General features: G+C 36.0%; 30 protein-coding genes and 1 pseudogene. 28 read left to right on the top strand and 3 right to left on the bottom strand.

All coding sequences use genetic code 11. The features are described from left to right. Window positions 1-56 precede the first annotated feature (56 nt). Both CS562_RS01415 and CS562_RS01410 read left to right on the top strand, forming a co-directional pair. Window positions 57-1,319 carry an AAA family ATPase gene (locus CS562_RS01415; protein ID WP_099853141.1) on the top strand — a complete coding sequence of 421 codons (1,263 nt, stop codon included), beginning with the start codon at window positions 57-59 and terminating at the stop codon, window positions 1,317-1,319. Continuing rightward, the gene (locus CS562_RS01410) at window positions 1,316-2,503 is read left to right on the top strand and encodes an HNH endonuclease family protein (protein ID WP_099853139.1); all 1,188 of its coding nucleotides are present in this window, start codon (window positions 1,316-1,318) and stop codon (window positions 2,501-2,503) included. The genes CS562_RS01415 and CS562_RS01410 overlap by 4 nt, the downstream gene beginning before the upstream one ends. Before the next feature lie 269 nt (window positions 2,504-2,772). On the opposite strand, the gene CS562_RS01405 is transcribed toward CS562_RS01410, so the two are convergent. After that, window positions 2,773-3,096, bottom strand: coding sequence for a DNA-directed RNA polymerase subunit alpha C-terminal domain-containing protein (locus CS562_RS01405; protein WP_099853137.1), 324 nt, complete (start codon window positions 3,094-3,096; stop codon window positions 2,773-2,775). Between the two features lie 347 nt (window positions 3,097-3,443). On the opposite strand from CS562_RS01405, the gene CS562_RS01400 reads away from it, so the two are divergent. The 12 genes from CS562_RS01400 to CS562_RS01350 all read left to right on the top strand — a co-directional run bounded on the left by CS562_RS01400 (window position 3,444) and on the right by CS562_RS01350 (window position 12,553). Further along, a complete protein-coding gene (locus tag CS562_RS01400) occupies window positions 3,444-3,995 on the top strand; it encodes a hypothetical protein (RefSeq protein WP_099853134.1) in 552 nt (183 codons plus the stop codon). Between the two features lie 239 nt (window positions 3,996-4,234). Continuing rightward, window positions 4,235-4,390: a hypothetical protein gene (locus tag CS562_RS32775; protein ID WP_180287000.1), complete on the top strand. Its 156-nt coding sequence runs from the start codon at window positions 4,235-4,237 to the stop codon at window positions 4,388-4,390. Between the two features lie 48 nt (window positions 4,391-4,438). Then, the gene (locus tag CS562_RS01395; RefSeq protein WP_099853132.1) at window positions 4,439-4,891 is read left to right on the top strand and encodes a hypothetical protein; all 453 of its coding nucleotides are present in this window, start codon (window positions 4,439-4,441) and stop codon (window positions 4,889-4,891) included. Between the two features lie 214 nt (window positions 4,892-5,105). Beyond that, window positions 5,106-5,417, top strand: a complete 312-nt coding sequence (locus CS562_RS33775) for a helix-turn-helix domain-containing protein (RefSeq protein ID WP_099853130.1) — start codon at window positions 5,106-5,108, stop codon at window positions 5,415-5,417. A gap of 53 nt (window positions 5,418-5,470) precedes the next feature. Beyond that, complete coding sequence (locus tag CS562_RS01385) at window positions 5,471-6,958, top strand: PIN-like domain-containing protein (protein ID WP_099853128.1); 1,488 nt, start codon at window positions 5,471-5,473, stop codon at window positions 6,956-6,958. Window positions 6,959-7,035: 77 nt separating this feature from the next. Further along, complete coding sequence (locus CS562_RS01380; protein WP_099853126.1) at window positions 7,036-7,581, top strand: hypothetical protein; 546 nt, start codon at window positions 7,036-7,038, stop codon at window positions 7,579-7,581. 737 nt (window positions 7,582-8,318) lie between these two features. Further along, window positions 8,319-9,032 (top strand): hypothetical protein, encoded by a 714-nt coding sequence (locus tag CS562_RS01375; RefSeq protein ID WP_099853123.1) that lies wholly within the window; start codon window positions 8,319-8,321, stop codon window positions 9,030-9,032. Then, the gene (locus tag CS562_RS01370) at window positions 9,029-9,817 is read left to right on the top strand and encodes a hypothetical protein (protein WP_099853119.1); all 789 of its coding nucleotides are present in this window, start codon (window positions 9,029-9,031) and stop codon (window positions 9,815-9,817) included. The genes CS562_RS01375 and CS562_RS01370 overlap by 4 nt, the downstream gene beginning before the upstream one ends. A 222-nt stretch (window positions 9,818-10,039) precedes the next feature. Next, window positions 10,040-10,534 (top strand): hypothetical protein, encoded by a 495-nt coding sequence (locus CS562_RS01365; protein WP_099853116.1) that lies wholly within the window; start codon window positions 10,040-10,042, stop codon window positions 10,532-10,534. A gap of 139 nt (window positions 10,535-10,673) precedes the next feature. Further along, window positions 10,674-11,321, top strand: a complete 648-nt coding sequence (locus CS562_RS01360) for a restriction endonuclease (RefSeq protein ID WP_099853112.1) — start codon at window positions 10,674-10,676, stop codon at window positions 11,319-11,321. 38 nt (window positions 11,322-11,359) lie between these two features. Then, window positions 11,360-12,082, top strand: a complete 723-nt coding sequence (locus CS562_RS01355; protein WP_099853109.1) for a hypothetical protein — start codon at window positions 11,360-11,362, stop codon at window positions 12,080-12,082. Between the two features lie 192 nt (window positions 12,083-12,274). After that, the gene (locus CS562_RS01350) at window positions 12,275-12,553 is read left to right on the top strand and encodes a hypothetical protein (RefSeq protein WP_099853107.1); all 279 of its coding nucleotides are present in this window, start codon (window positions 12,275-12,277) and stop codon (window positions 12,551-12,553) included. Between the two features lie 179 nt (window positions 12,554-12,732). On the opposite strand, the gene CS562_RS01345 is transcribed toward CS562_RS01350, so the two are convergent. Together CS562_RS01345 and CS562_RS33770 are read right to left on the bottom strand one after the other, a co-directional pair. Beyond that, the gene (locus tag CS562_RS01345) at window positions 12,733-13,041 is read right to left on the bottom strand and encodes a DNA-directed RNA polymerase subunit alpha C-terminal domain-containing protein (protein ID WP_099853105.1); all 309 of its coding nucleotides are present in this window, start codon (window positions 13,039-13,041) and stop codon (window positions 12,733-12,735) included. Between the two features lie 30 nt (window positions 13,042-13,071). Further along, window positions 13,072-13,164 (bottom strand): annotated as a pseudogene (locus CS562_RS33770) (hypothetical protein); the annotation flags it as partial. A gap of 267 nt (window positions 13,165-13,431) precedes the next feature. On the opposite strand from CS562_RS33770, the gene CS562_RS32770 reads away from it, so the two are divergent. The 14 genes from CS562_RS32770 to CS562_RS01280 all read left to right on the top strand — a co-directional run bounded on the left by CS562_RS32770 (window position 13,432) and on the right by CS562_RS01280 (window position 24,184). Beyond that, window positions 13,432-13,590 carry a hypothetical protein gene (locus CS562_RS32770; RefSeq protein WP_180286999.1) on the top strand — a complete coding sequence of 53 codons (159 nt, stop codon included), beginning with the start codon at window positions 13,432-13,434 and terminating at the stop codon, window positions 13,588-13,590. Between the two features lie 9 nt (window positions 13,591-13,599). Further along, a complete protein-coding gene (locus tag CS562_RS33765; protein ID WP_099853103.1) occupies window positions 13,600-13,965 on the top strand; it encodes a DUF4145 domain-containing protein in 366 nt (121 codons plus the stop codon). Between the two features lie 143 nt (window positions 13,966-14,108). Continuing rightward, window positions 14,109-16,202 carry a CAP domain-containing protein gene (locus CS562_RS01335; RefSeq protein WP_099853100.1) on the top strand — a complete coding sequence of 698 codons (2,094 nt, stop codon included), beginning with the start codon at window positions 14,109-14,111 and terminating at the stop codon, window positions 16,200-16,202. A gap of 210 nt (window positions 16,203-16,412) precedes the next feature. Next, window positions 16,413-17,918 carry a PIN-like domain-containing protein gene (locus tag CS562_RS01330; protein ID WP_099853096.1) on the top strand — a complete coding sequence of 502 codons (1,506 nt, stop codon included), beginning with the start codon at window positions 16,413-16,415 and terminating at the stop codon, window positions 17,916-17,918. A gap of 55 nt (window positions 17,919-17,973) precedes the next feature. Next, on the top strand, window positions 17,974-18,477 hold the full coding sequence (locus tag CS562_RS01325; protein WP_099853093.1) for a hypothetical protein: 504 nt from the start codon (window positions 17,974-17,976) through the stop codon (window positions 18,475-18,477). Between the two features lie 177 nt (window positions 18,478-18,654). Continuing rightward, window positions 18,655-18,948: a hypothetical protein gene (locus tag CS562_RS01320; RefSeq protein WP_099853091.1), complete on the top strand. Its 294-nt coding sequence runs from the start codon at window positions 18,655-18,657 to the stop codon at window positions 18,946-18,948. A gap of 236 nt (window positions 18,949-19,184) precedes the next feature. Then, a complete protein-coding gene (locus tag CS562_RS01315; RefSeq protein WP_099853089.1) occupies window positions 19,185-19,460 on the top strand; it encodes a hypothetical protein in 276 nt (91 codons plus the stop codon). Between the two features lie 110 nt (window positions 19,461-19,570). Next, window positions 19,571-20,095 (top strand): CHAP domain-containing protein, encoded by a 525-nt coding sequence (locus tag CS562_RS01310; RefSeq protein WP_257219291.1) that lies wholly within the window; start codon window positions 19,571-19,573, stop codon window positions 20,093-20,095. Between the two features lie 31 nt (window positions 20,096-20,126). Beyond that, window positions 20,127-20,621: a DUF5662 family protein gene (locus tag CS562_RS01305; protein WP_099853087.1), complete on the top strand. Its 495-nt coding sequence runs from the start codon at window positions 20,127-20,129 to the stop codon at window positions 20,619-20,621. 39 nt (window positions 20,622-20,660) lie between these two features. Beyond that, window positions 20,661-21,644 carry a serine hydrolase domain-containing protein gene (locus tag CS562_RS01300; protein WP_099853084.1) on the top strand — a complete coding sequence of 328 codons (984 nt, stop codon included), beginning with the start codon at window positions 20,661-20,663 and terminating at the stop codon, window positions 21,642-21,644. Window positions 21,645-21,799: 155 nt separating this feature from the next. After that, complete coding sequence (locus tag CS562_RS01295; RefSeq protein ID WP_099853081.1) at window positions 21,800-22,324, top strand: GNAT family N-acetyltransferase; 525 nt, start codon at window positions 21,800-21,802, stop codon at window positions 22,322-22,324. 243 nt (window positions 22,325-22,567) lie between these two features. Then, on the top strand, window positions 22,568-23,116 hold the full coding sequence (locus CS562_RS01290; protein WP_099853078.1) for a GNAT family N-acetyltransferase: 549 nt from the start codon (window positions 22,568-22,570) through the stop codon (window positions 23,114-23,116). 24 nt (window positions 23,117-23,140) lie between these two features. After that, window positions 23,141-23,659, top strand: coding sequence for a GNAT family N-acetyltransferase (locus CS562_RS01285; RefSeq protein ID WP_099853077.1), 519 nt, complete (start codon window positions 23,141-23,143; stop codon window positions 23,657-23,659). After that, the gene (locus CS562_RS01280; RefSeq protein WP_076289615.1) at window positions 23,660-24,184 is read left to right on the top strand and encodes a P-loop nucleotide/nucleoside kinase family protein; all 525 of its coding nucleotides are present in this window, start codon (window positions 23,660-23,662) and stop codon (window positions 24,182-24,184) included. It begins immediately after the preceding gene. Window positions 24,185-24,267: the final 83 nt, after the last annotated feature.

Genomic DNA, 24,267 nt, shown 5'->3' with positions numbered 1-24,267 from the left:
TACGCTATGAAAGAAAATATCTGAAATCACCATCTTACGAGAGTATATATTTATTTATGAGCAAAGAATTTACGGTTCTAGAGAGTGTATTCACTATGAATAATGCAATCGTATCTATTAGGAAAGCTTCCTCTATGAATGCACTCCCTGAAAGTTTAAACTTAGAAGATTTTGAAGAGGCAGGATTTCAGTTATATCAAGGTATAGCAGAAGTGTTTTTAAGTTCTAATAAGCGGCAGAATAAGATTAATGGACTTGACCAGTCTCATAAAGAAAGGTTTATAGTTTCATATTTGGAAGTTATCGTATATAAAGGGCTATTAGAATATCTGAGAAGCTCGGGACGAATGGAAATACCACCTCATACCCTAGAGGAATTGAAAAAAATACAATTCAGAGAAGATACTTACCGATCACGAGTTAAGTATCTAATTAAGTTACTTCCTATACTTAATGAAAATTCAATGTTTTATGAGCTGATGTACACCCACTTAGACTACATAGATAAAAAATTTTACACTTCAAATTTCGAAATAAGAGTACCAATCAGCGAGGAGACAAATTACGAGTTACTTGAATTGATTAATTATATAGGTGATCGCTTAGATCATAAATCTAAAGATCAACCACCATATTACCTAAACATTTTGTTTGATAATATGAGTACCGGTGAATTGGATTTCATCCATAATTTCGCTAGCATATACAATCGTGTTAAACAACTTTCAACCAACACCGGAAGAGCAAGAACGGTAATTCTGATGTTGGATGAACCGGATGCATCCTTTCATCCAGAATGGTCAAGACGCTATATACATTACTTAATAAAATGTATTTCTCTAGCTGGACTACCTTACGGCACCCAATTTCAAATTATTCTTGCGACTCATTCTCCATTTATTGTTTCAGATATTCCTAAGGAACATATTACATGTATAAATGTGACTGAAGATTTAAGACGGATCGTTAAGAAGGCTGATTTTGGCTTAATGGGGAACCTTTACGACATCGTGAAGAATGACTTTTTTTTGGATTCTCCTGTAGGTGAATTTGCGAAACATTTTTTCACAGCCACGGTAGAACGAATCAATGCATGGAAAGAATACGATGAAAAGGAGATAGATCGAATTGATAGTCTGATCAAATCTATTGACGAGCCAGTAATCAGATATAGACTACAGGAATGCTTAAATGATAAGAGAATTAAACTTCGTGTAAAACAAGAAGTATTTGGCAATCAAGATGAACTAGATATCAAAATTTCTGCAATGGAGAGAGAATTACAAGAACTGAAGGAGAGGAGAAGGGGAAATCGTTGATTAAGTTAGAGCATATTATATTAACCAAAGCTGAAAAATCTTCAAATTATTTCAATAAGTTAAAAGTTGTTATCCAAGCTAATTACACTAAAGAAATTTCATCAACAACTCCTGCAATGAATCCCTTCACACAACAGAAGGTCTTTAGACTTTTTGAGATAAAAGGAAGTTTTGACGAGAACTTTTTGAGAAACCTTTTATCGGGAAACTTTAGTAATATAATTAATAAATATCAGGTAGTACATAACTACTTTTTAACGCGCAGCCTTGTGTATTTCAGTTCTTTTAATATCAAAGATGAGTTGAAATATAGGGGACTTGTTGATACTCGACCAAATAGGGAAGCGATTCGTAAAGAATATGTGTCAACGTACGATTCATCGTGGACTGATATTCTTATTAAAAATTCACATCCGTCCTTTGAGAAAAGCGAGAAAGCTTTCAACGCATTAATTAAAGATGTAAAGTCTAAACTGACTGAACTCAACATAGGAATTGGGCGGATACTAAATTACGATATGATAAAGAAATTCAATAATTTAAGGCATGTTTTATTGAATCATATGGGAGTTGAGGTCTGTCCATATTGCAACAGACAGTACATTACCAACTACAACTATGAAAATGAGCCTAAGTCTACAGCAGACGTAGATCACTTTTATCCAAAATCAATATTTACGCTATTTTCATTGTCTCTATTTAATTTTGTACCCTCATGTCAACTTTGTAACTCGCGCTTTAAGAGTCATAAAGGGATTGATATATTATTTCCGTATGAAAAAGGCTTTTCGGAGGATGTACGTTTTAAAATGATGGGAGGATCCGTTGACTCAATTCTTGGTCATGATACTGAATTTGAGCTGACATTAGATGTGAATGGATTGGCTCCACACCTCAGAAAGTTAGAGAACAGCATAAGAATGTTTAGACATACCGAGACCTATCAAAGTCATAAAAATACCGTCAGAGAATTGCTCTTCAAGAACCAAGCTTATAACAGGACACTTCAGGGCGATTTACAGAACCTGCTTAAAGATATGGGGCTAGAACAATTGTCAAAGCGAGAACTAAATTTATTTCAGTTTGGATACACTCTCGATCCTCAGGATTTCGGACAGAGACCATTGTCTAAGTTAGTTTATGATATTTACTTGCAAGTTCAAAAACATGCTTCCTACAGATAAAGGGGCTAACCAACGATTACCTAAGTCAATGCTGGTTTTCATTTGATTATTCTCTACAATGGAAGCCGACACGAAGCATTAGTTACCGAATAATAAACACCGATTTGATCTTTGACCAACTCGGTGTTTACTTTAGATTGAGGTAGTTAATGGGGTTAAGTGAATAAGGAAGGCAGCATATTTAAAATTCCAGTTCTTCAAGTCTAATCAGAACTGTCCTTCAGGAGTGTCTGGTGACAGTTGATGACTATATTCAGCGATATAATCTTTCAATATCTCATACAATCTTCTGATTGATAGATCTCCCAGTTTCTCACTCGGGACAATTCCTCATAGTTCAATTTTAGAATCTCATCGACTGTGGTAAGCCTAGTTCGTAAAAGGCAGTTATATGTACGTGCTTCAACCTTCTTTTTAATTAAGCACTCAAGACTTCTCTCCATAGGAGTAGTTACTTTGAAAATTTCTTTAAGACTCATTTCCGGATGATATTCCAGATCCTTTGACGTTCCCTCAAGTTCATGTTTTAGTTTGATCCGTTCAGCCCTTTCTTTCTTCCAACTAGCGCTTTTGCATGCTGCACATTCTGACATGGAGCATCACTCCTAATACCATTTCAATATGTTGTCTATTAATAATGTACTGTATGACAGTTGCGGATGATAGGGGAGTTTTCAAATTTGTGATCTCGGCTGCTTTACTTGATGAAGGAAAGATTGTGTTGGCTGCTCATAGAAATGCCGATATATAATGTAGATTTGTACCCATTTAAAGAAACTCTATTTATAACCCTTCCTTAAGTATCTTTGCTCGTACTTTCAATATCTATTCGTCGTGAAATAGACACTAACGATGAGAGTGGAATCACCAAGACATTAAATTCTTTACAACACAGAACATCCATTCGAAATTCACAAAATTCCATTAAGGAGTGATCATATTGACAACTGCAGAAATAGTGACTTTGTCTGCTTCTCTTATTGCAGCCCTTTGTACACTGCTGACATTGTGGCAATTAAACAGTTCACAGGGGAAACAGAGATTGATTGAAACTGTGACTAAACAAAGGATAGAGTGGATAAATAAAATTAGAGTTTGTTTTAGTGAGTACAGTGAGTTGATGGAAAGAATTTCTATGATAAGAAGTTCTGGTAACAATATTGATGATTTACAATTCCAATTGAGTTATTTGAGTACTCATATCGATATGCTACTTAATCCAAAAGAAGTGATTACACAGAGATATATTGAAAAACGAAACCAAATAAAGAGGTACTTGTTGGATGATTACTCAAATGAATACTCACCTGCTGAGTACTATTCAATGATGCTAGATCTTCAATATCTACAACAAGTCATTTTGAAATCAGAATGGAAAAGACTTAAACGGGAGTCAAGCAGTGGAAAAGAAGTGAATGATATGAATACCATTCATTTAGAGACTGCTGAAGACATAGATCCTGGTCGGTTTATTCGCCTTCTCCATAAATGAGGTAATAATGCATGGAATCTATCCCCACGATGCTAATGAGAAATATAGTCTAACATTACAGAATCCCCTCACTTTCATCGGAAATCTAAAGAAGTGGGCTTTCTCGTGCGGGGATTCTGTAATTGTGTTGGATGCTTGGAAGTGCCGATATATAATGTAGATATCATATTAGTCTTGGTATTAGCTGCTGTGATATTCAGATACGTTTGATAATGCATGATTGAGAAGGGGGAATAGGTTTGGATAACATTAATGTTGAAAAGATCTCTGGTGATATTGCTACGTTAGGAGCAATATTATTTGAAGCAGCTACGTCTCGCGTTGATATCTCTGTGAATGATTACGACACATTTTTGGCTATAGTTAAGGAGTTCAAAATAAAAGTTGTTTCATGAGAGTCGAGAGACTGGAAGAAGGTGAGATTGAGGAAGAGATCATCACTGATGAAGACCTGGAAACAAGAGAACCTAGAAGTCTTAAAGAGAAAATTAAAAAATATTGGTGAAGAGCAGAGCATAGAGCTATTCTTCCAACATGACAGTTTGTTCTACTGCTTCAACTATTTCAATTTCAATTTATGCCCTGATCTCAAAGAGGATTTTTTAGAATTGATGTTGGAGCAATATAGGGTTGAAGTAAATGGAGAATTTGAACAAGCTAGGTCTAGCAGAGTAGAACATTTAGAAAACATCTTAGAAAATCTTAAGGATTATCTTGTTAACAGTGATACATTCAAAAAATGTACGAATGCTCCTGCTAGAAAAGGTTATTTGTATGAGGTTATAAAATTAGAGCAGTTCAAGGCTGATTTTGAAGATATGCCTAACAGATTAATGCTGCCTGTCGTTGATGCTGCTTGGCAACAAGTTAGACTGAACAAAATTAGTAAACCATGATGTTTATGTCCCAAATAGCTATAAGTTGAGTCTGATAGGTTGGATATTTACATAATGCTAATGATCCATTTTGAAGAGGCCATACTAAACACAAATCAAGGATGTGCTATTGCATACGCCCTTATCTAAGTTTGACGGTAAGTGAGAGTTTAAAATGATTTCAACTTGCTAACTGTGTAAAGAGAGGTGGTCGTTCGGGAACTCGAATTAACGGATATGTAGGAAAACAAATAAGAATTATTCGAAGGAACAATTAGGGGAGAAGGTTAGATTGCCCCAGCCTTATATAGGTGGCATAGAACGAGGTGAGAGAAATATATCATTAGACACCTTAGAACGTTTGCTAGGAGCACTTGAAGTTTCTCCTAGCGAATTTTTGAGAAGTTACAAAGACAATTATTTTCTCTCCGAAAATGAGAAAGCGAGAGAAACAGTTCTGATCGACTTGAATGCATTGTTGTCCACAAGGTCTGTTCGAGATATCGAGATGATTCAAGACTTGACGAATAATTTTCGTGGCAATTGATGCACGATTTCAAACATAAGGCAGTCCATAAAACTATTGAGGTGGGGAAACTTATGAACAAAATCAGTCAAGAAGAGTTTAAAAGACTCTGGAGCAACGCTATTATTTCGCTGGATACTTCTGCTCTACTATTCATTCAAGAGTGTGACTTTGAACTTGCAAAATATGCTATGGATACTCTTCTATTTGTTAGTGAGCGTATATGGATTCCGTTTCATGTAGCTAAAGTCGAAATGAATTTAAAGTATAAAGGACAAAAAACTGGAGCTATTGGAAGGTTGCAAAAGTTCAATAAACGACTAGATGATAGCCTGGGAAATATCAATAAAAATCTCAATAAAATGTCTAGGGAGTTAAAAGAAGAAGGACATGATCAACTTGCTGAGGTAATAGCTGATATAGATGTAAACAAGTTTATGTATGAGATGATCACGAATTTTAAACAAAAATTAGATCAATCTACTGAAGATAATAGGCATTTTCTTAAATCAGAGTTAGTAAAAACATTCCAGGATTATGTACGTTCAAAAACACATCCATCATTTACCGTTGAGGAAATAGCTCAGATAAAAGTGGATGGAATCCGTAGGTTCGAAAAGAAAATACCACCCGGGTACTGTGACTATTTAGAAAAAGACTATAATAAGTTTGGTGATTTAATTGTATGGAAAGAGTTACTTAAAAAATCTGTTTCAGACAGTAGACCAATTTTATTTATAACAAGGGACAAGAAAGAAGATTGGTTCTATAAGAATTCTGATCACGAAATTTCTAGTGTTAGAGAGGAACTTCTACAAGAGGCTAAAGCGAATAATGCTCAGGTGCACATCATCTATTTCAACGATTTTATTCGGATGAGTGATTCGGTTGTAAGTAGAAATATAGAAGACCTGATAAATAAATTAGAAACAGAAGATAGCTTACTTGAGCAGATAGAAAGTTATCTAAACGAGAACATGTATGGAGCATTACAAGAGGAACTAACCGATATAGGAAGATCTGAGTACAATTCAGATTTTATTGAAATGGATGTAATCGAGAATATAAAAATATTAGAAAAATCCTATGAGATATTAGGTGATAATGTAATTATGAACTGTAGAGTTTCATTTCAAGCAAGCCTCACTCATAATTATCACGTTGATAGTAGGGAGCCAAATATCGAGTTGCCGGGTAGTATGGATTGTGAGGTAGACGCAATTTTTAATTATGACGTTTTCTCAGGAGAGCATAATGAACATATTAAGATCATTGATTTTAGATCAATTGAGATAGAATTTGAAAATATTGAACTAATAGGATCGACAAATCCATTTGGAATTGATGACGATGATGTGCAAGAAAATGACTCTTATTATGAGGAAACTATTGATATGGAACAGCAAGAGGAGGATTACCAAAGATATTTGGATGAAGAAGCTGCTAGAGAAGATTATGTGAGTGATGATGAATTTAATAAAGCTGAGGAAGAATATGAGCGACAACAGGAAGCTCAAGCTTTCTGGAAAGAACGTCATTATGAAGTTGAGTATGAAAAGTAACGTGAGTTTTTTAAGCTTGTTTTAAATGGTTCATCAACTAGAACTTCAAATGTAAACTTAAGAATGGTGGAGAAAAGATGTCATTTTTCACAGGTGTAGTAGTACCCATCGGGGCTGTGTTCATCGGATGGTATTTCGCTAACTCGAAGGCTGAAGAAAAGCATCAAAAGGATGAACAAATCCAACGTTTAAAATTGCTACGTATGCTCCAACAGGAACTAGAAACTGTACTAGACCATTATGAAACTGAAGGTAAATATCTACTCAGGAACTCTATCAAAGGTCAGGCCATTAATAATAGCCCAGTATTCAATGCTGATGATCATAAGGAGTTCTTCAATCTGTTATGGAAATATATGCGTGGATATGAGTCGTTGAATACTGCGATTGAAGCGATTCCCACGATATTTCCAAAACAGGATGAAATCCTGAAATTGAGTAAGACTTTTTTCATACACGATAGTAGAAAGTACGATAAGTTATATAATGAAATGAACAAACATATTGATGAAATTCTCAAGTTATCTGTTCAACAGATTATGGATGCGGCTAAGCCGCTTTTAGTCGAGGTTAATAATCTTATTTTGCAAAATAGTAATGTTAAAACTCATCCGGTTGGATGAGTTTATTATATTTTCCAAAGTGTTTACTTGATTATTGAAGAACAGTTCACCGGACATCTGTTTAAACTGGGAGCAAAGCTAAGTAGAAGCTATTTAACAATACAAAATAGAGGATAAGATGCTTTTATTCAACTAACGGGCAGACTAATACGTTTATCTAGTTGTTTATAGTACTTATAATTAAGAAGTGATTCTGTAGTTGTTTTAAGGGTGCCCTATGGATGAGGTAATACTAATATTCTGTAACATATTGTTTCGTCAAGTGGTGGTAATTTCATTAGAGGCAGCATGTCTCACTAGTTTGTACGGTGATTAGTGACGTTCATTTTACAACTATACTTAATTACGCATAACTCTTGTTGGATGCAATTCTTATTAAAAGGGTATGTAGACTGCCTCGAATTAAATTTTTGTCGGAAACATACAATAGATAAGAGGTTTTTGTCTGCTTTTGTTGAAATATATAATTCATATATTTTTTGGATGTGAGGATAAATTTCAAGTAACCATCCTATGTGAAAATTATTAATCACCAGTTCTCTTAAACAGTCATAGTTAATTTTAAACACATTAAAAGATGGTAATAAGGATTACATAAACAGAAATATCAGGTTTAATTTTGAAAATATTGTTGATTTTTCCCCATGTTATGTTCTCATTATTTGAGCTCTAGTACGATGGATATTGAGAACTGTCGGTCTCAGTAAATAAATTTTAAGTTACGGGAAGGTATAATTATGACGACATTTACTTGTGAATTTTATCTTGCAAGTGATTCAAATTTAAGAAACACTTTTAAATGTAAATTTTCAGATTGGGAGATTGGGCAGTTTGGTGCATTATATAGTGAAAATATGCTACTTTCTTTGGGAAGACACTTTAATTTATATACAAATGGATCAAATAATGGCTTTGAAGTAATCAGAAATACTTATACAGGAAAACCTGTGGGTAGATTTAATATGCTTGGACTTAAGAAAAAGGCTCCTTTAGTATCTGGTAACATTGGAGAAGCAATAGCAATGCCTGCCCTTACTGCATGTTGTAAAGTTCCGATCTATAATATGCCTTTTCAAAGATTCAAATCAACAACTAAATGTCCAGATTATAGATTTGAGACAGTTCCACATTTGCTAAGTTTACTGTGGGATTTACCAAGATCAACGTTTTCTTCCTTTCCCAGCAGTCTACCTATGGAAGTTAAAACGCATTTGGGAGACAGTCAGAAGTATCCTATAACTGCGTTACATCAACTGAAAAGTTATTGGCACGAGTGTGCCGATCATTATCATGAGGGAATAGGATTTGGAGTAATTTCTAGAGTTAACCTGAAAAGTAACTTGCTAAAATACTTTTTATTTATCCCTAAAGGAGGAGTAGCAAACCCTGCAATTTTAAATGCGAAATATAAAACGTTTTATAACAAGCCGGGGAGGTATTTCGAAGTATGAAAGATAAATCGATTACTCTACTTAACAGTAGCCTGTTGATGCACTGGGTTGCAGATTATGAGAAAAGTGTGAGTTTAATTAAGCAGGCAGAAATTGTGCTTAACCAATCAGGGATAGAGATTAAGTTAGATCAAGAACATCAATATCAATCACTGTTGGAAAATAATGATAAATTAAAATATATTGAATTGACTGATAATCAATCTAATGAAACTAGTAACCCTTCAAAAAAAGCGACAAGTTACGTAAATGAGAAACTTCTCAACGCTAGAGAAATTCCTTTAGAATCTTCAAATAACTCGGGTCTTTCAATCCCAGAAGAAAAAAATAGGAATGAATACTTGATAGTTTCCCAGGCAAGAATTTTATATAATATCTCTCAAAAAGCAAAATCATTATACAAAAAAAGGAGTGAAAAACAACAAGAGAATGATCCTTTCGTAACATCACATTCTGAAAAACTCTCATGTTTGTTAATAAGAACAGATATATTAAAGTACGAAATCAGAGTTGTGGTCAATGTTAGGTTTGACTGGAATGAAGATTCATTTAATGATATAGAAATAGAAGGCTATCGAATAGATTGTACTTCATGTAACAGTCATGAGTCAGTATTTTATATTGAAAACCGTCGCATATCTGGAGAGGTTCACTTTTCAAGTCTAGGTCTAGGCGAAGGTAAGTTTTATGAACAACAAGGTGTACATGCTCCTGATAGGAGCGAAATGTTAATACTTATAATGAAGAATCTAGCTCAAGAAGTATTTAGTATATCGGGAACTTAGAACTATCAAATGAATTAAAAAAAACACAAGAAAAATACATAATTCAAATAACAGGAGGTTTTTCGAAGATACTTTTGATGCATAACCAGCTTGCTGAAACGGCAACCAATATACTTAAAGCAGGAGACCACTGGAAAACTTCATGGAAAGCTCGAGCCTTTTGTGACACTGGTCCAGGATCTACAGCCAAATTTTACAAAAACTATTATGTAAGGATTATGCATGTGGGATTGGCCAGATGTTTATGATACGTTGGCAGCTTGGTTGTCCGGCATCAGTATTGAGAAGGGGTTCTCCTATGAAACCGAACAGAATACTTTAGGGTATAGGTGTAATGAGCATTATGTTCGACCGGAAGATCAGGTAATTATGGCACATGAACCATCTGGTGGTCACCAAAATCCTAGCGTTTTTTATGATACTACATCTCATTTCCCAGCTGGGACAGAGATAAATTTCAAAGCTAGGGTTGCATCAGAAGATCCTAAAATTCCAAGGAACTTTAATTTGGCAATTTGGCAAATGCTTGACACTGCGAAATTATGTGCCGAAACTCAGCAGATTGAAGTAACAGATTGGCAGGAGATAGAGTTAACGTATGTTATCCAAGAAAAGGGGCCTTTTCGTCTTGAGGTATATTGGCATGATAACGAGTACACGAATGTTTTGATTGATATGAAAGAAACTTTGGTGATGTTCAGAAAAACATTCGAATAGAAAAATGAGTGATCAAGATATTAGCAGTAAACTAAGCGGGGCAGTCTAAACAAGAGACTGCCTCTTTGCATAGTATTTGTGCGTATATGCTTGTAATATATGGTATTATATTACTAGAATTCATCTGGAGGTAGACCTTATGAACTATATTCTAATTATAATCTTCGTCGTCGTGAGTATCGTATTGACTTCATTAATTATAATTTTATGGAGAAAACCGAAGATTAAAGCTGTTTTGGATATTGAGAATTATGAACTTAAAGATATTACATTAGAAGATATTGATAGAATGGAAGATGGCTCCGGTTTTGAAATGTACTTGTACAGATTATTAATTGAACTAGGCTATTCCGGTGTCTATAAGACGATAGGTAGTCGTGACTTTGGAGCTGATGTAGTCTTTACTGACCCGGATGGAGTTAGAAATGTCATTCAAGCCAAAAGATATGCAGTAGAAAATCCAGTAGGGATTAGCGCTGTTCAAGAAGTCTTCTCTTGTATGAGATACTATAAGGCTAAAAAAGCAATTGTTATCGCAACAACCAGATTCACAGATTCATGCGAAACGCTAGCTGGTATCAATTACGTGAAACTAATTGATCGTACGGACTTATCTAACATTATCGAGGCCTTCAGATCCGGTGATACCTTTACAGCTCGTAAAATAGTTGAAGCGGAACCTAGAAGGATACTTGAATCCTGGTCAGAAACAAATTCAACTACAATGCACGAAGTTTGTAAGGATTTCAATGCAGAGAAGTATGTAAAAAAAGTAATGAGTAAATGACATTATATTTTCGAAAGACTAATAGGGAGGTGAATTAAATGTTGAGAATGGTTCCGATAACGAAAGAAACAGTAAAAAGGCTGACACCGACTAAGGATGTATTGAGGGAGTTGTATCTTAAATCAGGTAACCAGTGTGCCTTCCCTGGATGTTCCCATCTTATGATTGATGCTGATGGTAATTTCATAGGCGAAATTTGCCATATTGAAGCTGCTAAAGAAGGGGGGCAACGCTTCAATCCAATACATAGTAATAATGATCGAAGAGCGTTTTCAAACTTGATGTTAATGTGTCATGCTTGCCACAAAAAGACTGATAATGTACAAATTTATACTGTTAACGTTCTTCGAGAGATGAAAAAGAATCACGAAAAAAAATTTTCGGATATTGTTTCTAAATTAGAAAATTCAATTAGTGATTTAACAACCTTCCAAGATTATTCATATACATCATCCTGCAAGCGTATTAGCGACTGTCTAAATTGGGAATATGATGCTAGTCAATTAAAGAAACTCAGTGATGAAATTAACCATTGGGTAGATGAACTAAGAAAGCTACCACTTAATACACGTAAGATCTTCTCAATTATGATCAATCGTTCTGGGCCTAATTCTTGGGATCGGCCTCGAGTAATAATTCACGAGTTACAAAAGGTTACAGGCTTAGGTTCAAAAGCTATTAAGGAACATTACGATCTGCTTTTAAATACCACTTCATTAGTAAAGCAGAGAACGATGAAGAAATTAACACACCGGTTGTAATAATAGAATCGAAATTCTGGATTGCGTTAAAACATTTTTGTAATGCTGAGAGCATTAAATTAGAAGAAATAATTGTAAATCTAAATTTTGGATTGTTAGATTAAATGTATAATTTGTTAAGCAAGCCTCTGGAGAGTCAAGGAGAGTAGTGGGGCTATTACATCACCAAATAAATTTGAAGGAGACTAAAGCATGGTAAAAGTCATAATTTCACATGATCGTTTAAAACAAGTTGTTAAACCAGGAGATACAATACAATGTTACTTACATACAGGACGATCAGTTGATAATCCTCCAACTCATTGTAAGGTTAGGATATCCGTAGCTAAAGTTGAAGTGGATTGTATAAAAGGGCGCATTATTCATTCAGAATATGGCCCTTCGAAATTAGTTCCAGAATTTTATGAAACTGTTAAGGATAAAGAGATTAGTGTTTCATGGGATATGATTGAAGAAGTAGTTTGTAAGTGAATTTTGCTCATGAACAACATTTTATTAAATCGTATAACTCATTTTTACGAAGTGTGTCCAGGATACTGTAATATTGGACATCCTGGAATTGGGGTTAATCAACTTTATTGAATATTTGTAAGGTGTTTTTTGCACTCCTATCTAACAACCTTGTGTAAAAGGGTCTCTATTTTGTATTCTTATTTATCATTTTTCTCGCTGTTCTCTTTTAATATCCTATATAACTTTTTTATAGATCCTTCACCTAGGTTTCTTATACGGCAGAGTTGATCGTAGTTTAATTCTAGAATTTGTTCAACCGTATTGATATCCCTTCGCTTAAGGCTATTGTATATCCTTGCTTCTACTTTTGGATTAACAAGTTCTTCAAGAGTTTCTTCAACAGTGTAGTCAATTTTTAATATCTCTTTAAGTTTCTTTTCTGGATGATGCTCTAAATCTGTGAAAGAACCTTTCATTTCTGATCGTTCAATTCGTCTCAGTTCCATTTCTTTTTTCCAACGTGAGCTTTTACACTTAGCGCAGCCGGCATCGCGAACTCTGATTCGTACCGGGTTAAACTCTTCGTGGCCAAACTTACATACCCACCAAGCTCTACGATGAGAATCTGCAGTTACATCGTTCGTGAGATCCTTTTATTTTTCTTGGTATCCCATTCTGCAGCAATGTGACTATGAGATATAGAAAGAGAGATGTCGGTTGGTACTGTCAAAGTATATTCACTCCTATTAATTTCAACTAATATTTATGTGACTATGAGTGCATTAGTATTGTTGCCGATCTAGACTTAACATTTAAGTGGAAACTGATTAGTTACTAATAATAAATATTATATCGAATGTAAGGCAAGTTACTATTAGATTAGAGGGGGGAGATAAATGAAACAAATTTCAAGTGAGAACTATTATAATGCTGATGAACCATTTAACTACTTTGGTAGCCAAGATCCTCAAACAGGAGAAGTTCAAAAAATTACGGAGATCTACCTGATAGAATTGATCAACGAACTTAAACTTAAAGAGGAAGTTATTTCATAGATTAAAGAAATGATCGAAGTATCTAAAGCTTTATTTGCTTATGGTTATTTGTACTGGAGCTTTCTAACGCTATCGATGGATCAAGCGTTTAAAGCTTTTGAAGCTACCATTGCCCATGTTCATGAGAAGATCTATGGATCAAATTACTCTGGAAGCACTCGTTTGCCGCTTTCGTCTCTGATAGATAGATTGTCAAAGAGGAACATTATTGATCGCGAACAGAAGTCTAGATTTCACAACATAAGACAGATTAGAAACATGCAAGCTCACCCATCTTTTCAAACGCAGCTAGGCTTGCCTGCATACGAGGTATTGAAGGATATATGCACAGAGATAGATTCTCTGTTCGATGCTATACATAATCACGATATGTGAGGAATCAATGAAATTAAATAATAGAATGGGGAAAATCGGACTCCAACCTGTCCTAAGCTTTTTTGTTAAGGCTGAGAATCCAGATAAGAACGCAAATCGTTAAGTGCAATGCGAAAAAAGATGAAGATGAGGGGAATAACACAATGAGATCAAGCAATCACAGCAAGAATAACAGTTCTAATCAATTAATAACCCGGAGATCAGGCTGCAGCTTGGCAACCTGTCTGCTCTCCGCGGTCATGGCCCTGACGTTCGTACCGACTTATCCAGCAGAACACGCATCGGCGGCCACAACTGCGAACGTCTCGCAAGGAGGTTTTACTCAGGATCAACTCGACGGATTGGCGTATCTGAACGAAATTCGGGCGAAGGTAGGTGTTGGCCCCTTGGAGCTTGACGCGAGATTGTCTCAGGCGTCTCATGCACACGCAGCGTATTACAATACCACTCAGTTCAAAGGAAGGACGGCTCATGAGGAGGGGCCAGGCACACCAGGATTTACGGGAGTGAGAGCAGGAGACCGGGGAAAGGCAGCTGGATGGCCAAATACAATGGTTGCTGAAGTCATGGCTTTTAATATGGCAACAACACGCCAAGCGATCGATGGCTGGCTAAGCACCGCTTATCATCGCCAGATTATATTGGATGAGGATTATACATCGGTCGGCATTGGATTGCAGAATGGTACTGCTGTCATGAACCCAGCCTCTATGAAGTTACAGAGGGATAGTACGGAAGCCAGAGTATATCCGTACGACGGAATGAAAGGAGCGGACGTTGGTTTCTATGGATTCGAGAACCCGAATCCTCTTGTCGCCTTCGGTGTTGAACATTCGGGTGGCATCATCTCCGCTTCAGCTGGCTTCGCCATTGATTCGTTCGAAGCCAGCATTTTGGATGCGCAAGGAAAAGATGTTCCATATTACAGCGAACTGCATGGTAATACGGTGTTCTTCTATCCCAAGGATGTGCTGGACGGGTACAGCGTCTATACAGTGAAGTTTGATTATACGCTGTATAAGGAGTCGCAGCGACGAAGCAAAACCTGGTCGTTTACGACGGGAAAAGGGAACACGATGAAGGGTTTAACTGCGCAATACGACGAATTGGTGTTGAATTCAGGAAGTAAGTTGCCGATGCAGATCACGGCCTCTTACGACGACGGGACATTCGCAACGCCAAAAACGGCGATTACATACTCTAGCAGTTCCCCTACGAGCCTGAAGGTCTCCCCGGATGGTGTACTCGAAGGTGTTAAGCCTGGCAGTTACAAGGTAACGCTCAGCTCAGGTGAGGTGCAGGGAACAGTACCGGTACGAGTATTCGAACGCCTCAAGAGCAAGAGTTATCCATCAACTGATCCGGCGAAGATTAAAGATATCGCAGGACGTGCCGACCAATCAGCAATTGAGTGGGCCCTTCGTTCAGGTATCGTTGGAGCGGACGCAAACGGTAAATTCCGGCCAGATGATTCTGTGAGTGAAGCGCAGTTCCTCATCATGTTGCTACGCACCTATAAAATTGATGACGAATCCTACGCTTCCAAGAAAAAGAAACACTGGGCGGAAGGTGCCTACAACGTGGCTAAGGCTCGCAATCTGTTGCTGTTTAGTTCAGGTCCGGGCAAAAGTGAATTCCGGGATAAACCAATGAACCGTTATCGCACAGCTGGCCTGATCGCATCGATGGACGGTGTGAATTTCGATTTTCCTTATGCACTGAACTACGTACTGGCTCATAATTACATGCGTGGAACCCAAGGAAATCAGAGTAGTATGTTCGGTTCCAACGATATCGTGACTCGGGCACAGGCAGCGGTGATCTTGATGCATTTGCAGTCCAATATGAAGCAATTGGTTGGCGCGCCGAAATCGGTCACTTCCGAGGAAAAGCAAGCTGAACATCTATTTCCGGAAGTGTATATTAAACCGGCACTTGGTAGCAAAACGTTGATTGTTGAATTCGGCACGGACGGCAGGCTCTTGGTGGAAGGGAAATTCACGGATCAGGCAAGCAAGCAATTGGAGATCCAGATCGATCAACACCTGGATAACGTGCAAACTGGGAAGTTGCTGGAGAAAATTCCAGTGCAGATAGATTCATCGGGTCACTTTTCCATTTCGTCCACGGGAACATATAGCGATGCTATCCTAAATGTATTTCTAAGGACACCAGAAGCAATTTATGCTATTAATGTCAAAAGAGGCTCAATGAACGCATCGGATTATTCAAGATAAGAAATTATAACTCAATTAAAAAAGTTTACGACTTAAGGATGAAAGGTGAAGAAGCGTCCGTGCTGGTGCGGACGCTTCAACATGTCGAGAGAGTCGGATTGGATAAAGAAGAGGAGACATAATTCTGAATTCCCTCTGTTATTTAACGTACTTTTAGATTTATCTGGTGAATACAAACTATAAGCAGAATACATAAACGGAGGAAGACGGATGAATTATTTAAGTGAAGAAGATTTCAAGAGGCTTTGGAAAAGTGCTCTCATATCTGTTGATACATCGGTGTTGCTTTTTTTACAGGAGTGTCATGCACCATACGCCAAATATGTAATGGATACGCTACTTTTTGTTGAGGATCGTATATGGATTACTTCTCAAGTTGCTAATGTTGAGATGGCTCCCCAATTCAATTACACCGGTGAGATTAAGGGTTCTCTTCGTAAGTTAAATGACTTTGATAGAGAGTTTGATAAAACGATTACAGCTATAAATGCAAAGTTTCAATCTCTACAACAAAATCTAGATGAACAAGGACATGATTTGTTATCAGAATTGATTGCCGAAATTGATATAAATAAAGTTTTGTATGATGTGATCAGTAATTTTAAATTGAACGTAGCTTCTTCTACCAAAGAGAACAGAGAATTCCTTCAGTCAAAACTAGTACAAATATTCCAGAAGTCACTTTGCTCTAAAACTAGCCTTGGATTTAATGATGATGAGATCTTAGCAATTGAACAAGAGGGTATCATAAGATACGAGAAGTGTATTCCACCAGGGTACAAGGACGCTAAGAAGAATGGAAATAAATATGGGGATTTAATAGTCTGGAAAGAATTGTTAAATAAGTCTAATCAGGAAAACAGACCGGTTTTATTTGTTACAGCAGAAAAAAAAGAGGATTGGTTCAGGCTAAGAGATAATGTGATCTTAGAAGTACGAGAAGAACTCCGTAAAGAGGCGGAAGCTTGTAAAGCCGAAGTGTTTGTCATTCACTTTAAAGATTTCATTAAAATGAGCAAACTATTTATTAGCAGGAGTACTAAGGAACTATCGGAGAAAGTTGATAGCCAAAAATCGGAAATAGCTGAGCAAGTAGAAATATATATCAATCAGAATATTCATGGAGAACTCGAAGAGAAACTGACGGAGATAGAAAGTGTTTTATATGATTCGAACAATATTGAAGTGGATGTAATTGAAGATATTGTCATAAGTAATTTTACGTATGATATCGAAGATGAGGAGGTTACCATTAACTGTAAGGTAAATTTCACTGTATATGCGGATCATAGTTTTTACATGGGTGCTAAAGAGCCTTCTATAAATCTCCCTACTAAAATAGAGTGTCAGATAGATGCGATGATATTTATCGATATTTTTTCTGGTCAGCATAACGATCAAAATAAATTAATTGATATTGACTCGCCTTATATTGAACTGGATGAAGTTGAAGTGATTGATGCAACTAATCCATTAGTTCATGAAGATGATTTTCAAGAGCAGCCTGATCCAGACTATGACGAGAGCTATATTGATGAACTAGAAGCAGAATACGAACGCATGAAGGAACAAAGAGAATCAGATTTTGCAAATGAAGAACACATTAGTGTGGAAGAAATGGAAGCAGAGGTTGAAGAGCGTATTCAACAAAAAGGGAATAAAAAGGACTATGAGGCGATGTTACGAGAGGAAAAAGAAGACGATGAAGAAGACTAGTAGTCAATCAACTCCTTCTTCGCCGCTGAAAGGGTTAAGGGGATAATGATAACATATGAGAAATAGTCACTGGTCAGTAAAAGTAGCATTAATTTATTTAATTTTCATTTTTTTCGTGAATTTGTCTATTTCCACTTGGTCTACTATAGAATTCAGTCATTTAACAAAGGATTTTGGTAAATCCTCTCAAGAATCAACAATGACTCAGGCTGCAGAGAAAGTAATTGAGTCTCTACAGAAGATGATTGGAAATAATAATACAAATGAGATGCAAAGTGGTGCTGAGGATACAGATGATTCCCTAAAAAAAACGAAGCAATTAGAAGATAAAGCAAAGGTAGCTTTAATCTACCTTTTAATAAGTGTATCTGCTGGTATTGTCACATCCATTGCGTTGTGTACCCCCAAATTTGTAATGGGATTCATAGAGAAGTTTATGGATGAACCCTATGTTGAGTACGATCCAGTTGACCAATTTAAGAAAATTATGATAATTGCTAATGTCAGTTTATTAGGTTGGGATATCTATGGGAAACTCAGTGCATTTAAATATTTTTAGTTCTCCGTATTAATTAGTTTTATTTTCCATACTCCATGGAGTTATTATTTAAAAAAATATGAATTTCAGACAGGTAGAAATTGCGTCTACTGAAAATCAGAATACATTTGAATGAATACATCATTGTGTTTCACAAAATTCAGTTGATGACACACCAAAATAAGGGAGCTGAATCGAATGTCGGTCATGAGTTTTGAAGAGTTAGAAAGGAAAAGTTGTAAGCAACTCGTAGAGAGAATAAAAGAGTTATCCAATGGCGGCTTTCAAAGTTTTAGTAACATTCATGCAATTGAAGTTGTACACGACTATACGTTTGAAGAAACGGGTGCAAGGGATCAAGTTGTGTGTGTTGCATTCAATCATACTGGTGCATCATATAATTTGCGTTATGATAACGGAGAATTTGTTTCTTTGAAAGAAAATATATTGATTACAGAAGAAATTAAATTCTTTTCTAAACATATACTATAAATCAAGCGTGTGCTGTTTGTTGGCCCCATTCAGTCTATTGAGGAATAGGATGATTGAAGATAAAACCTTTTATAATAGTAACTACCGTGTGGTTTCGTTTAAACTAAGGAGCAAAATTTTATTAGCAAACAAAAAAAGAAAAGGAGAAGCTTAATGTTATTTTATCTTATTCCAGTTATTCTATCTTACTACTTGTTCTTTATCTCCAATGGACTCAGAATAGTCGCAGTAAGAAAATGGCCAGTTATAATTTCCTAAAGAATAATGCAGAAGAGATAGCTACTCTAGATATCAATGATTTAAGTCCTACAACTAAAAAGTATCTATCAGAGATTTCTAAGAATATGGGTAAAAGGTATGCCAAAGATTCCAACCATCATCATGTAATTACTGGAATGAGACTTTTAGATATAAGTGTAAAACTAAAAAAGAATGAACAATTAAATGATATTGAAAAGAGTTTAGCATGTAAGCATTGGACTAATACTACATCTCAATTTTTACTTATCTAACTGTTAGTTGCCATTCATTTCCCATAGGGATTCCGATAGAACAGGTAGAGGTGAAGTGCAAGAGTAACAGAGGAACGATAAACAAAAGAACTAAAAATAGACGTTTTAGATTGGCTGAAATTGCGGAAGCGCTTGCGATTCAAGAAGTTATGGGGAGTCCGGAGGATGAAAACTTTCGGGAAATATGCAAGTACTGGCCTGACTCGGATATCTATAAAGTTCTGGAAGCAAATTGGTGTGCCGCATTCGTTTATCATTGCTGCATGAAGGCTGGCATCATACTCCCTATTCGATACCCGAATCACAGTTATCGATTAGCTGGGGTTGGCGCCTGGTTAGATTGGGCTCAGCTACCTGAAACAAATTTTTTATATCAAGATGGATACCAGGGTTTTAAACCAAAGCGTGGTGATATTGTCATTTTTGAAAAGCTTCTATCCGATAATTCTCATGATCATATTGGAATTGTTTTGGCATGTGAGGGAAACCGGTTATTGGTTGCAGAAGGTAACAAAGACAATAAAAACTTCTCCAGCGTTGTTTACAGGAATAGAGAACATTGTATTTACGGATATATACGTATAGACGACAGCTATCAATTTCATTTTGACGGGAAATATATACCTATTGTTTGAAATTGAGTAAGAAACTATAAAGCCGAAGGAGATGGTCGCTATACTCCTAGTATATTGGCGGTATTTTCTTTATGTTTTGGATCATAAATTAAACGTTCTTATCGAATGTTGGAAAGAAGGATTATATCTTCAAGGGATAATCCATGACATGTCTAAATTCTCTCCTCACGAATTTTTTCCTTATGCACGTAAATTCTATTCAAATCAGAAGGACGAGGATACCGAGCTGAGATGGAAGAATGCGTGGCTACACCATCAAAATCATAATAAACACCACTGGGAGTATTGGATAGTAAATAAAAATACTAGAGAAGCCTTACCAATGCCAAAGAAATATTTGATAGAAATGGTATGTGACTGGCGGGCTTTCTCAAGAAAATGGGGGCGTAAAGTTAAAGAAACTAATTTACCAGAAAGAATGATGACATCTGAAAGTATAATATTACACCCAAAGACAAGGGAAGAACTTGAAAATTTCATGAAGAAAAAAACAACAATAAACAACAACAATAAACAACAACAATAAACAACAACAATAAACATAGTGAAGAAGGTGCACCTTTCATTGTTTAACCTGAAAATATTAAATAATAAAGCATTCATTGAACTGAATGATTATGTCTTACAGGTAAAGAATAAAATATCTGCTACCGCTGCTGCGACATATATTATTCATAATGATCGTATCGTGAATGAATGGTACTCAGGAGTACATGACAATTCTAAACATAGTCGATTAGTTGATGAGGAATCACAATTTAATGTGGCTTCAGTTCGAAAAACATTTTTAGGATTTGCTATTAGTCTTGCATTACATGAAGGTAAGGTCAGAAGTATAGATGATCTTGTTGTGGACTACTTGAATGAGTTAGATAGGGAAGTACTAAGGCATATAACAATACGACATTTGTTAACCCACACTCATGGTTTAGGTGATCTGCATAATAGATTGTTTCTTCAAGGAATCGACTGGAAGTACAATAATACTGGTGTTAATCTGCTAATTGAGTTATATAAAATCCCTGTATCACAATTACTCGAAGAGCGTTTATTCTCACCTATGGGCTTTAACCAAACAGGATGGAGGAAGGAAAATAATGAAAAATTAGTATGGCTTAATGAACAATATAAGGACGATCAAGGTAACCAGGCCAACTTATTTATGAGCACAAAGGAACTGGCATATTGGGGTTATCTGCATTTGAATAAGGGAGCTATAAACGGGAATCAGATACTTCCTAAAGAAATATTTGAGCAGACAACCACTATAATTAGTCCTCCTGATCTGGAACAACAATTGCCGAGAAACGGTTTTTTTTGGTTTGTGCAAGATGAACCGCGGTCTTTTACAGAATTAGGTCATAAACTTCCACACGGTTCTTTCCAGTCTCTGGGCGCCACTGGATGTGCCTGTCTTGTCATTCCTAAGTGTAAAACTGTTGCGGTAAGAATGTATAATCAGACTGGACAAAATCCGTTAGGGTACGACTATCTTGAGGATATCAAAACATTTGGAGATTTGGTCTGTAAGTACATAGAAGATCTATAAACCGTGAACTTGGCTTAAAAGATATCAGGCATTCCATTTAAAAGATAATGATAAATTTTTACTGAATAAGAATATATGTTCTGATATAATTGAACTGAGAATAGTAAGTCTCTTCCTCTAAATTTGGTACAAATAAAAACAGTGAGGTGAATGAGATGGAACAAAGGAATTCGCCAGAGGTAAGAATTGAACTATGGGACGAAGGAGATTTAGATTTGCTTCGCCAATTAAATTCGCCTGAGATGACAGTACACTTCGGAGGACCAGAGACTGAGGAGAAAATACTAGCTCGCCATAAGCGCTATTATGAAATCGCCCAAAATGGAACAGGGAAAATGTTTAAGATTCTCTTGCTCCCGCATCTTGAAGTCGTGGGTAGTGTAGGGTATTGGGATCAGTCGTTGAAAGAAGAATCTATTTTCGAGATAGGTTGGAGTGTTTTATCGGAATATCAAGGTAGAGGAATAGCGACAGAAGCAACAGCAAAAGCCATAGCTTCTATCCGTTCTGAAAAGAAGAAACATAAATTCATTCACGCTTTTCCTAAAACCAAGAATCCCGCTTCAAATGCCATTTGTCGCAAGCTGGGCTTTTCGTATATTGGCGAGTGTGATTTTGAATACCCTATTGGGACTACCATACGATGTAATGACTGGAGATTGGCAGTCGAGGAAAATTAAGATCAAGAGCATGGAGGGGATTTTAAATCAGCTGCATGGCTTTCTCCATATTTCAGGGCAGATGAGATACCATCTGTTTTTTTTTGCTTGATTTACTTCATATATGTAATAATATGGTTAGCGATTAGTGCATATAATTTCCTGATTAAAGGGACATGAAAGATCCCAGTTTCTATAGATTTATTTTTATTTGAATCCTAGAGATGCTGAGTGAAACAACTTAAACCATTAAGGAGAATTAAAATGTCGCAGTTTCCCAAGTTAGAAACAAAAAGACTTGTATTAAGAGAGCTAACAAAGAATGATTCCAAAGATATATTTCAATGTTTTTCATTGGATGAAGTTACGAGGTTTTATGATGTGGAGAGTTTTACAAACATCAAGCAAGCAGAAGAATTAATTCAAAGATGGAATGAAAGATATGAAACAGGACAAGCCATTCGTTGGGGAATCACTTTGAAGTCGGAAAACAAAGTCATCGGAACATGTGGCTTTCATGGCTGGATGAAAAATCATTATAAGGCTGTCATTGGATATGAACTATCACCAGAATATTGGCATCAAGGTTTTATGACCGAGGTGGTTGAAAAGGTAATTGAATATGGCTTCAATAATCTTGGGTTAAACCGAATTGAAGCATTTGTAGAACCATCGAATTTGGGGTCAAGAAAGGTTCTTGAGAAAATCGGCTTCAGAGAAGAAGGAATATTGAAGGAAAATTATTATTGGAAGAATCGATTTGTTGATAATGCCATTTATGCATTTCTTAAGAAAGACTATAAAGGTCATTAACAACTAAGAAAGAAGGATAACCAGATGATTACAATTAGATTTGTTTCAAATAAGGATATCCCACACATTCAATCCATAGCTCAAGAAACATGGAATTATACTTATAAAGGCATATACTCCGAAGGCTACATACAAAATTTTCTAAGTAGAGCATATTCAGATGAGAATTTAAGTCGATCTGTCGAGAGAGATCTTCAAAGTGCCCAACGGAGTTTTTTAATAGCTGAATTCAATGACAAAGTCGTTGGATATGCTCAAACAAGACAAGTGAAAGAAGAAGAACACGAATTACTAAGAATCTATATACGACCTGAATATCACAAAATGGGAATAGGAAAAGAATTTATTCAGAGATTCACTCGAGATTTAAAGCCAATAAATAATCTGTTTGCCTGGGTAGGGAAAGAGAATTATATAGGAAGAGCATTTTATGAGAAAAGTGGATTTAAAGAAATAGAAGAAATGATCGAAACCATAGAAGGGCATAGTAAAACGCAAGTTAAATATGAATTGGAAATCTCCAAGGGAAAGGTGGTTTCATAGATGTTTTTTCTTCAAATGTCGGGATTTCCTGGTTCCGGTAAGTCGACTCTTTCAAGAAGGATCGCTAAAATTACGGGTGCCATAATTATTGATCATGATATCTCAAAGTCTTCCATATTAAAATCCATTGGGGATAGTAATTTAGAATTAAAAGTTTTAGGTATGACTTCATATAATATTGATTGGGCCCTGATAGAGTTTTATCTTTCCCAAAGCTATGACGTAATATTCGATAGTCCATGCTTTTATCCTGAGATGATTGAAAGAGGTTCGTCATTAAGTAAAAAGTATAATGCTAAATATAAGTACGTTGAATGTTACCTGAATGACTATCAGGAAATAAGTAAAAGATTACAAAATCGAGAACGGATGATAAGTCAGATTTCGGATACATCTGAAGAAGAGTTTGAAAATAATGTTAATGAAAGTAAGAGACCTAATGATATTCAATGTTTGCGTGTTGATTCGTCACAACCTATAGAGAAGTATTTAAATAACGTTTTAAATTATATTGATGAAGAATAAGGGATGTCTCGTGAAATCGAAAATCCAATGATCCAATGTGAAAAAATGCAAACGCTTTAAAACATTTCCCGAAAGTCATGATT

The sequence above is a fragment of the Paenibacillus sp. LK1 genome (assembly GCF_002750415.1).
In the GTDB taxonomy this organism is placed as follows: domain Bacteria; phylum Bacillota; class Bacilli; order Paenibacillales; family Paenibacillaceae; genus Paenibacillus; species Paenibacillus taichungensis.
The sequence above is the reverse complement of the archived record's forward strand: the minus strand, read 5'-3'. Positions and strand labels throughout refer to the sequence as shown.

Bases quoted from the DNA above. Each gene is read 5' to 3' on its own strand.
- CS562_RS01385 (WP_099853128.1), top strand. From the start codon at position 5,471: ATGAACAAAATCAGTCAAGAAGAGTTTAAAAGACTCTGGAGCAACGCT.
- CS562_RS01380 (WP_099853126.1), top strand. From the start codon at position 7,036: ATGTCATTTTTCACAGGTGTAGTAGTACCCATCGGGGCTGTGTTCATC.
- CS562_RS01345 (WP_099853105.1), bottom strand. From the start codon at position 13,041: ATGGAACTGAGACGAATTGAACGATCAGAAATGAAAGGTTCTTTCACA.
- CS562_RS01295 (WP_099853081.1), top strand. From the start codon at position 21,800: ATGGAACAAAGGAATTCGCCAGAGGTAAGAATTGAACTATGGGACGAA.
- CS562_RS01290 (WP_099853078.1), top strand. From the start codon at position 22,568: ATGTCGCAGTTTCCCAAGTTAGAAACAAAAAGACTTGTATTAAGAGAG.
- CS562_RS32770 (WP_180286999.1), top strand. From the start codon at position 13,432: ATGAAACAAATTTCAAGTGAGAACTATTATAATGCTGATGAACCATTT.
- CS562_RS01325 (WP_099853093.1), top strand. From the start codon at position 17,974: ATGAGAAATAGTCACTGGTCAGTAAAAGTAGCATTAATTTATTTAATT.
- CS562_RS01395 (WP_099853132.1), top strand. From the start codon at position 4,439: ATGAAGACCTGGAAACAAGAGAACCTAGAAGTCTTAAAGAGAAAATTA.
- CS562_RS01315 (WP_099853089.1), top strand. From the start codon at position 19,185: ATGGCCAGTTATAATTTCCTAAAGAATAATGCAGAAGAGATAGCTACT.
- CS562_RS33765 (WP_099853103.1), top strand. From the start codon at position 13,600: ATGATCGAAGTATCTAAAGCTTTATTTGCTTATGGTTATTTGTACTGG.
- CS562_RS01360 (WP_099853112.1), top strand. From the start codon at position 10,674: ATGAACTATATTCTAATTATAATCTTCGTCGTCGTGAGTATCGTATTG.
- CS562_RS01375 (WP_099853123.1), top strand. From the start codon at position 8,319: ATGACGACATTTACTTGTGAATTTTATCTTGCAAGTGATTCAAATTTA.
- CS562_RS01280 (WP_076289615.1), top strand. From the start codon at position 23,660: ATGTTTTTTCTTCAAATGTCGGGATTTCCTGGTTCCGGTAAGTCGACT.
- CS562_RS01285 (WP_099853077.1), top strand. From the start codon at position 23,141: ATGATTACAATTAGATTTGTTTCAAATAAGGATATCCCACACATTCAA.
- CS562_RS01365 (WP_099853116.1), top strand. From the start codon at position 10,040: ATGTGGGATTGGCCAGATGTTTATGATACGTTGGCAGCTTGGTTGTCC.
- CS562_RS01415 (WP_099853141.1), top strand. From the start codon at position 57: ATGAGCAAAGAATTTACGGTTCTAGAGAGTGTATTCACTATGAATAAT.
- CS562_RS01305 (WP_099853087.1), top strand. From the start codon at position 20,127: ATGGTCGCTATACTCCTAGTATATTGGCGGTATTTTCTTTATGTTTTG.
- CS562_RS01330 (WP_099853096.1), top strand. From the start codon at position 16,413: ATGAATTATTTAAGTGAAGAAGATTTCAAGAGGCTTTGGAAAAGTGCT.
- CS562_RS01335 (WP_099853100.1), top strand. From the start codon at position 14,109: ATGAGATCAAGCAATCACAGCAAGAATAACAGTTCTAATCAATTAATA.
- CS562_RS01355 (WP_099853109.1), top strand. From the start codon at position 11,360: ATGTTGAGAATGGTTCCGATAACGAAAGAAACAGTAAAAAGGCTGACA.
- CS562_RS01350 (WP_099853107.1), top strand. From the start codon at position 12,275: ATGGTAAAAGTCATAATTTCACATGATCGTTTAAAACAAGTTGTTAAA.
- CS562_RS01405 (WP_099853137.1), bottom strand. From the start codon at position 3,096: ATGTCAGAATGTGCAGCATGCAAAAGCGCTAGTTGGAAGAAAGAAAGG.
- CS562_RS01320 (WP_099853091.1), top strand. From the start codon at position 18,655: ATGTCGGTCATGAGTTTTGAAGAGTTAGAAAGGAAAAGTTGTAAGCAA.
- CS562_RS01370 (WP_099853119.1), top strand. From the start codon at position 9,029: ATGAAAGATAAATCGATTACTCTACTTAACAGTAGCCTGTTGATGCAC.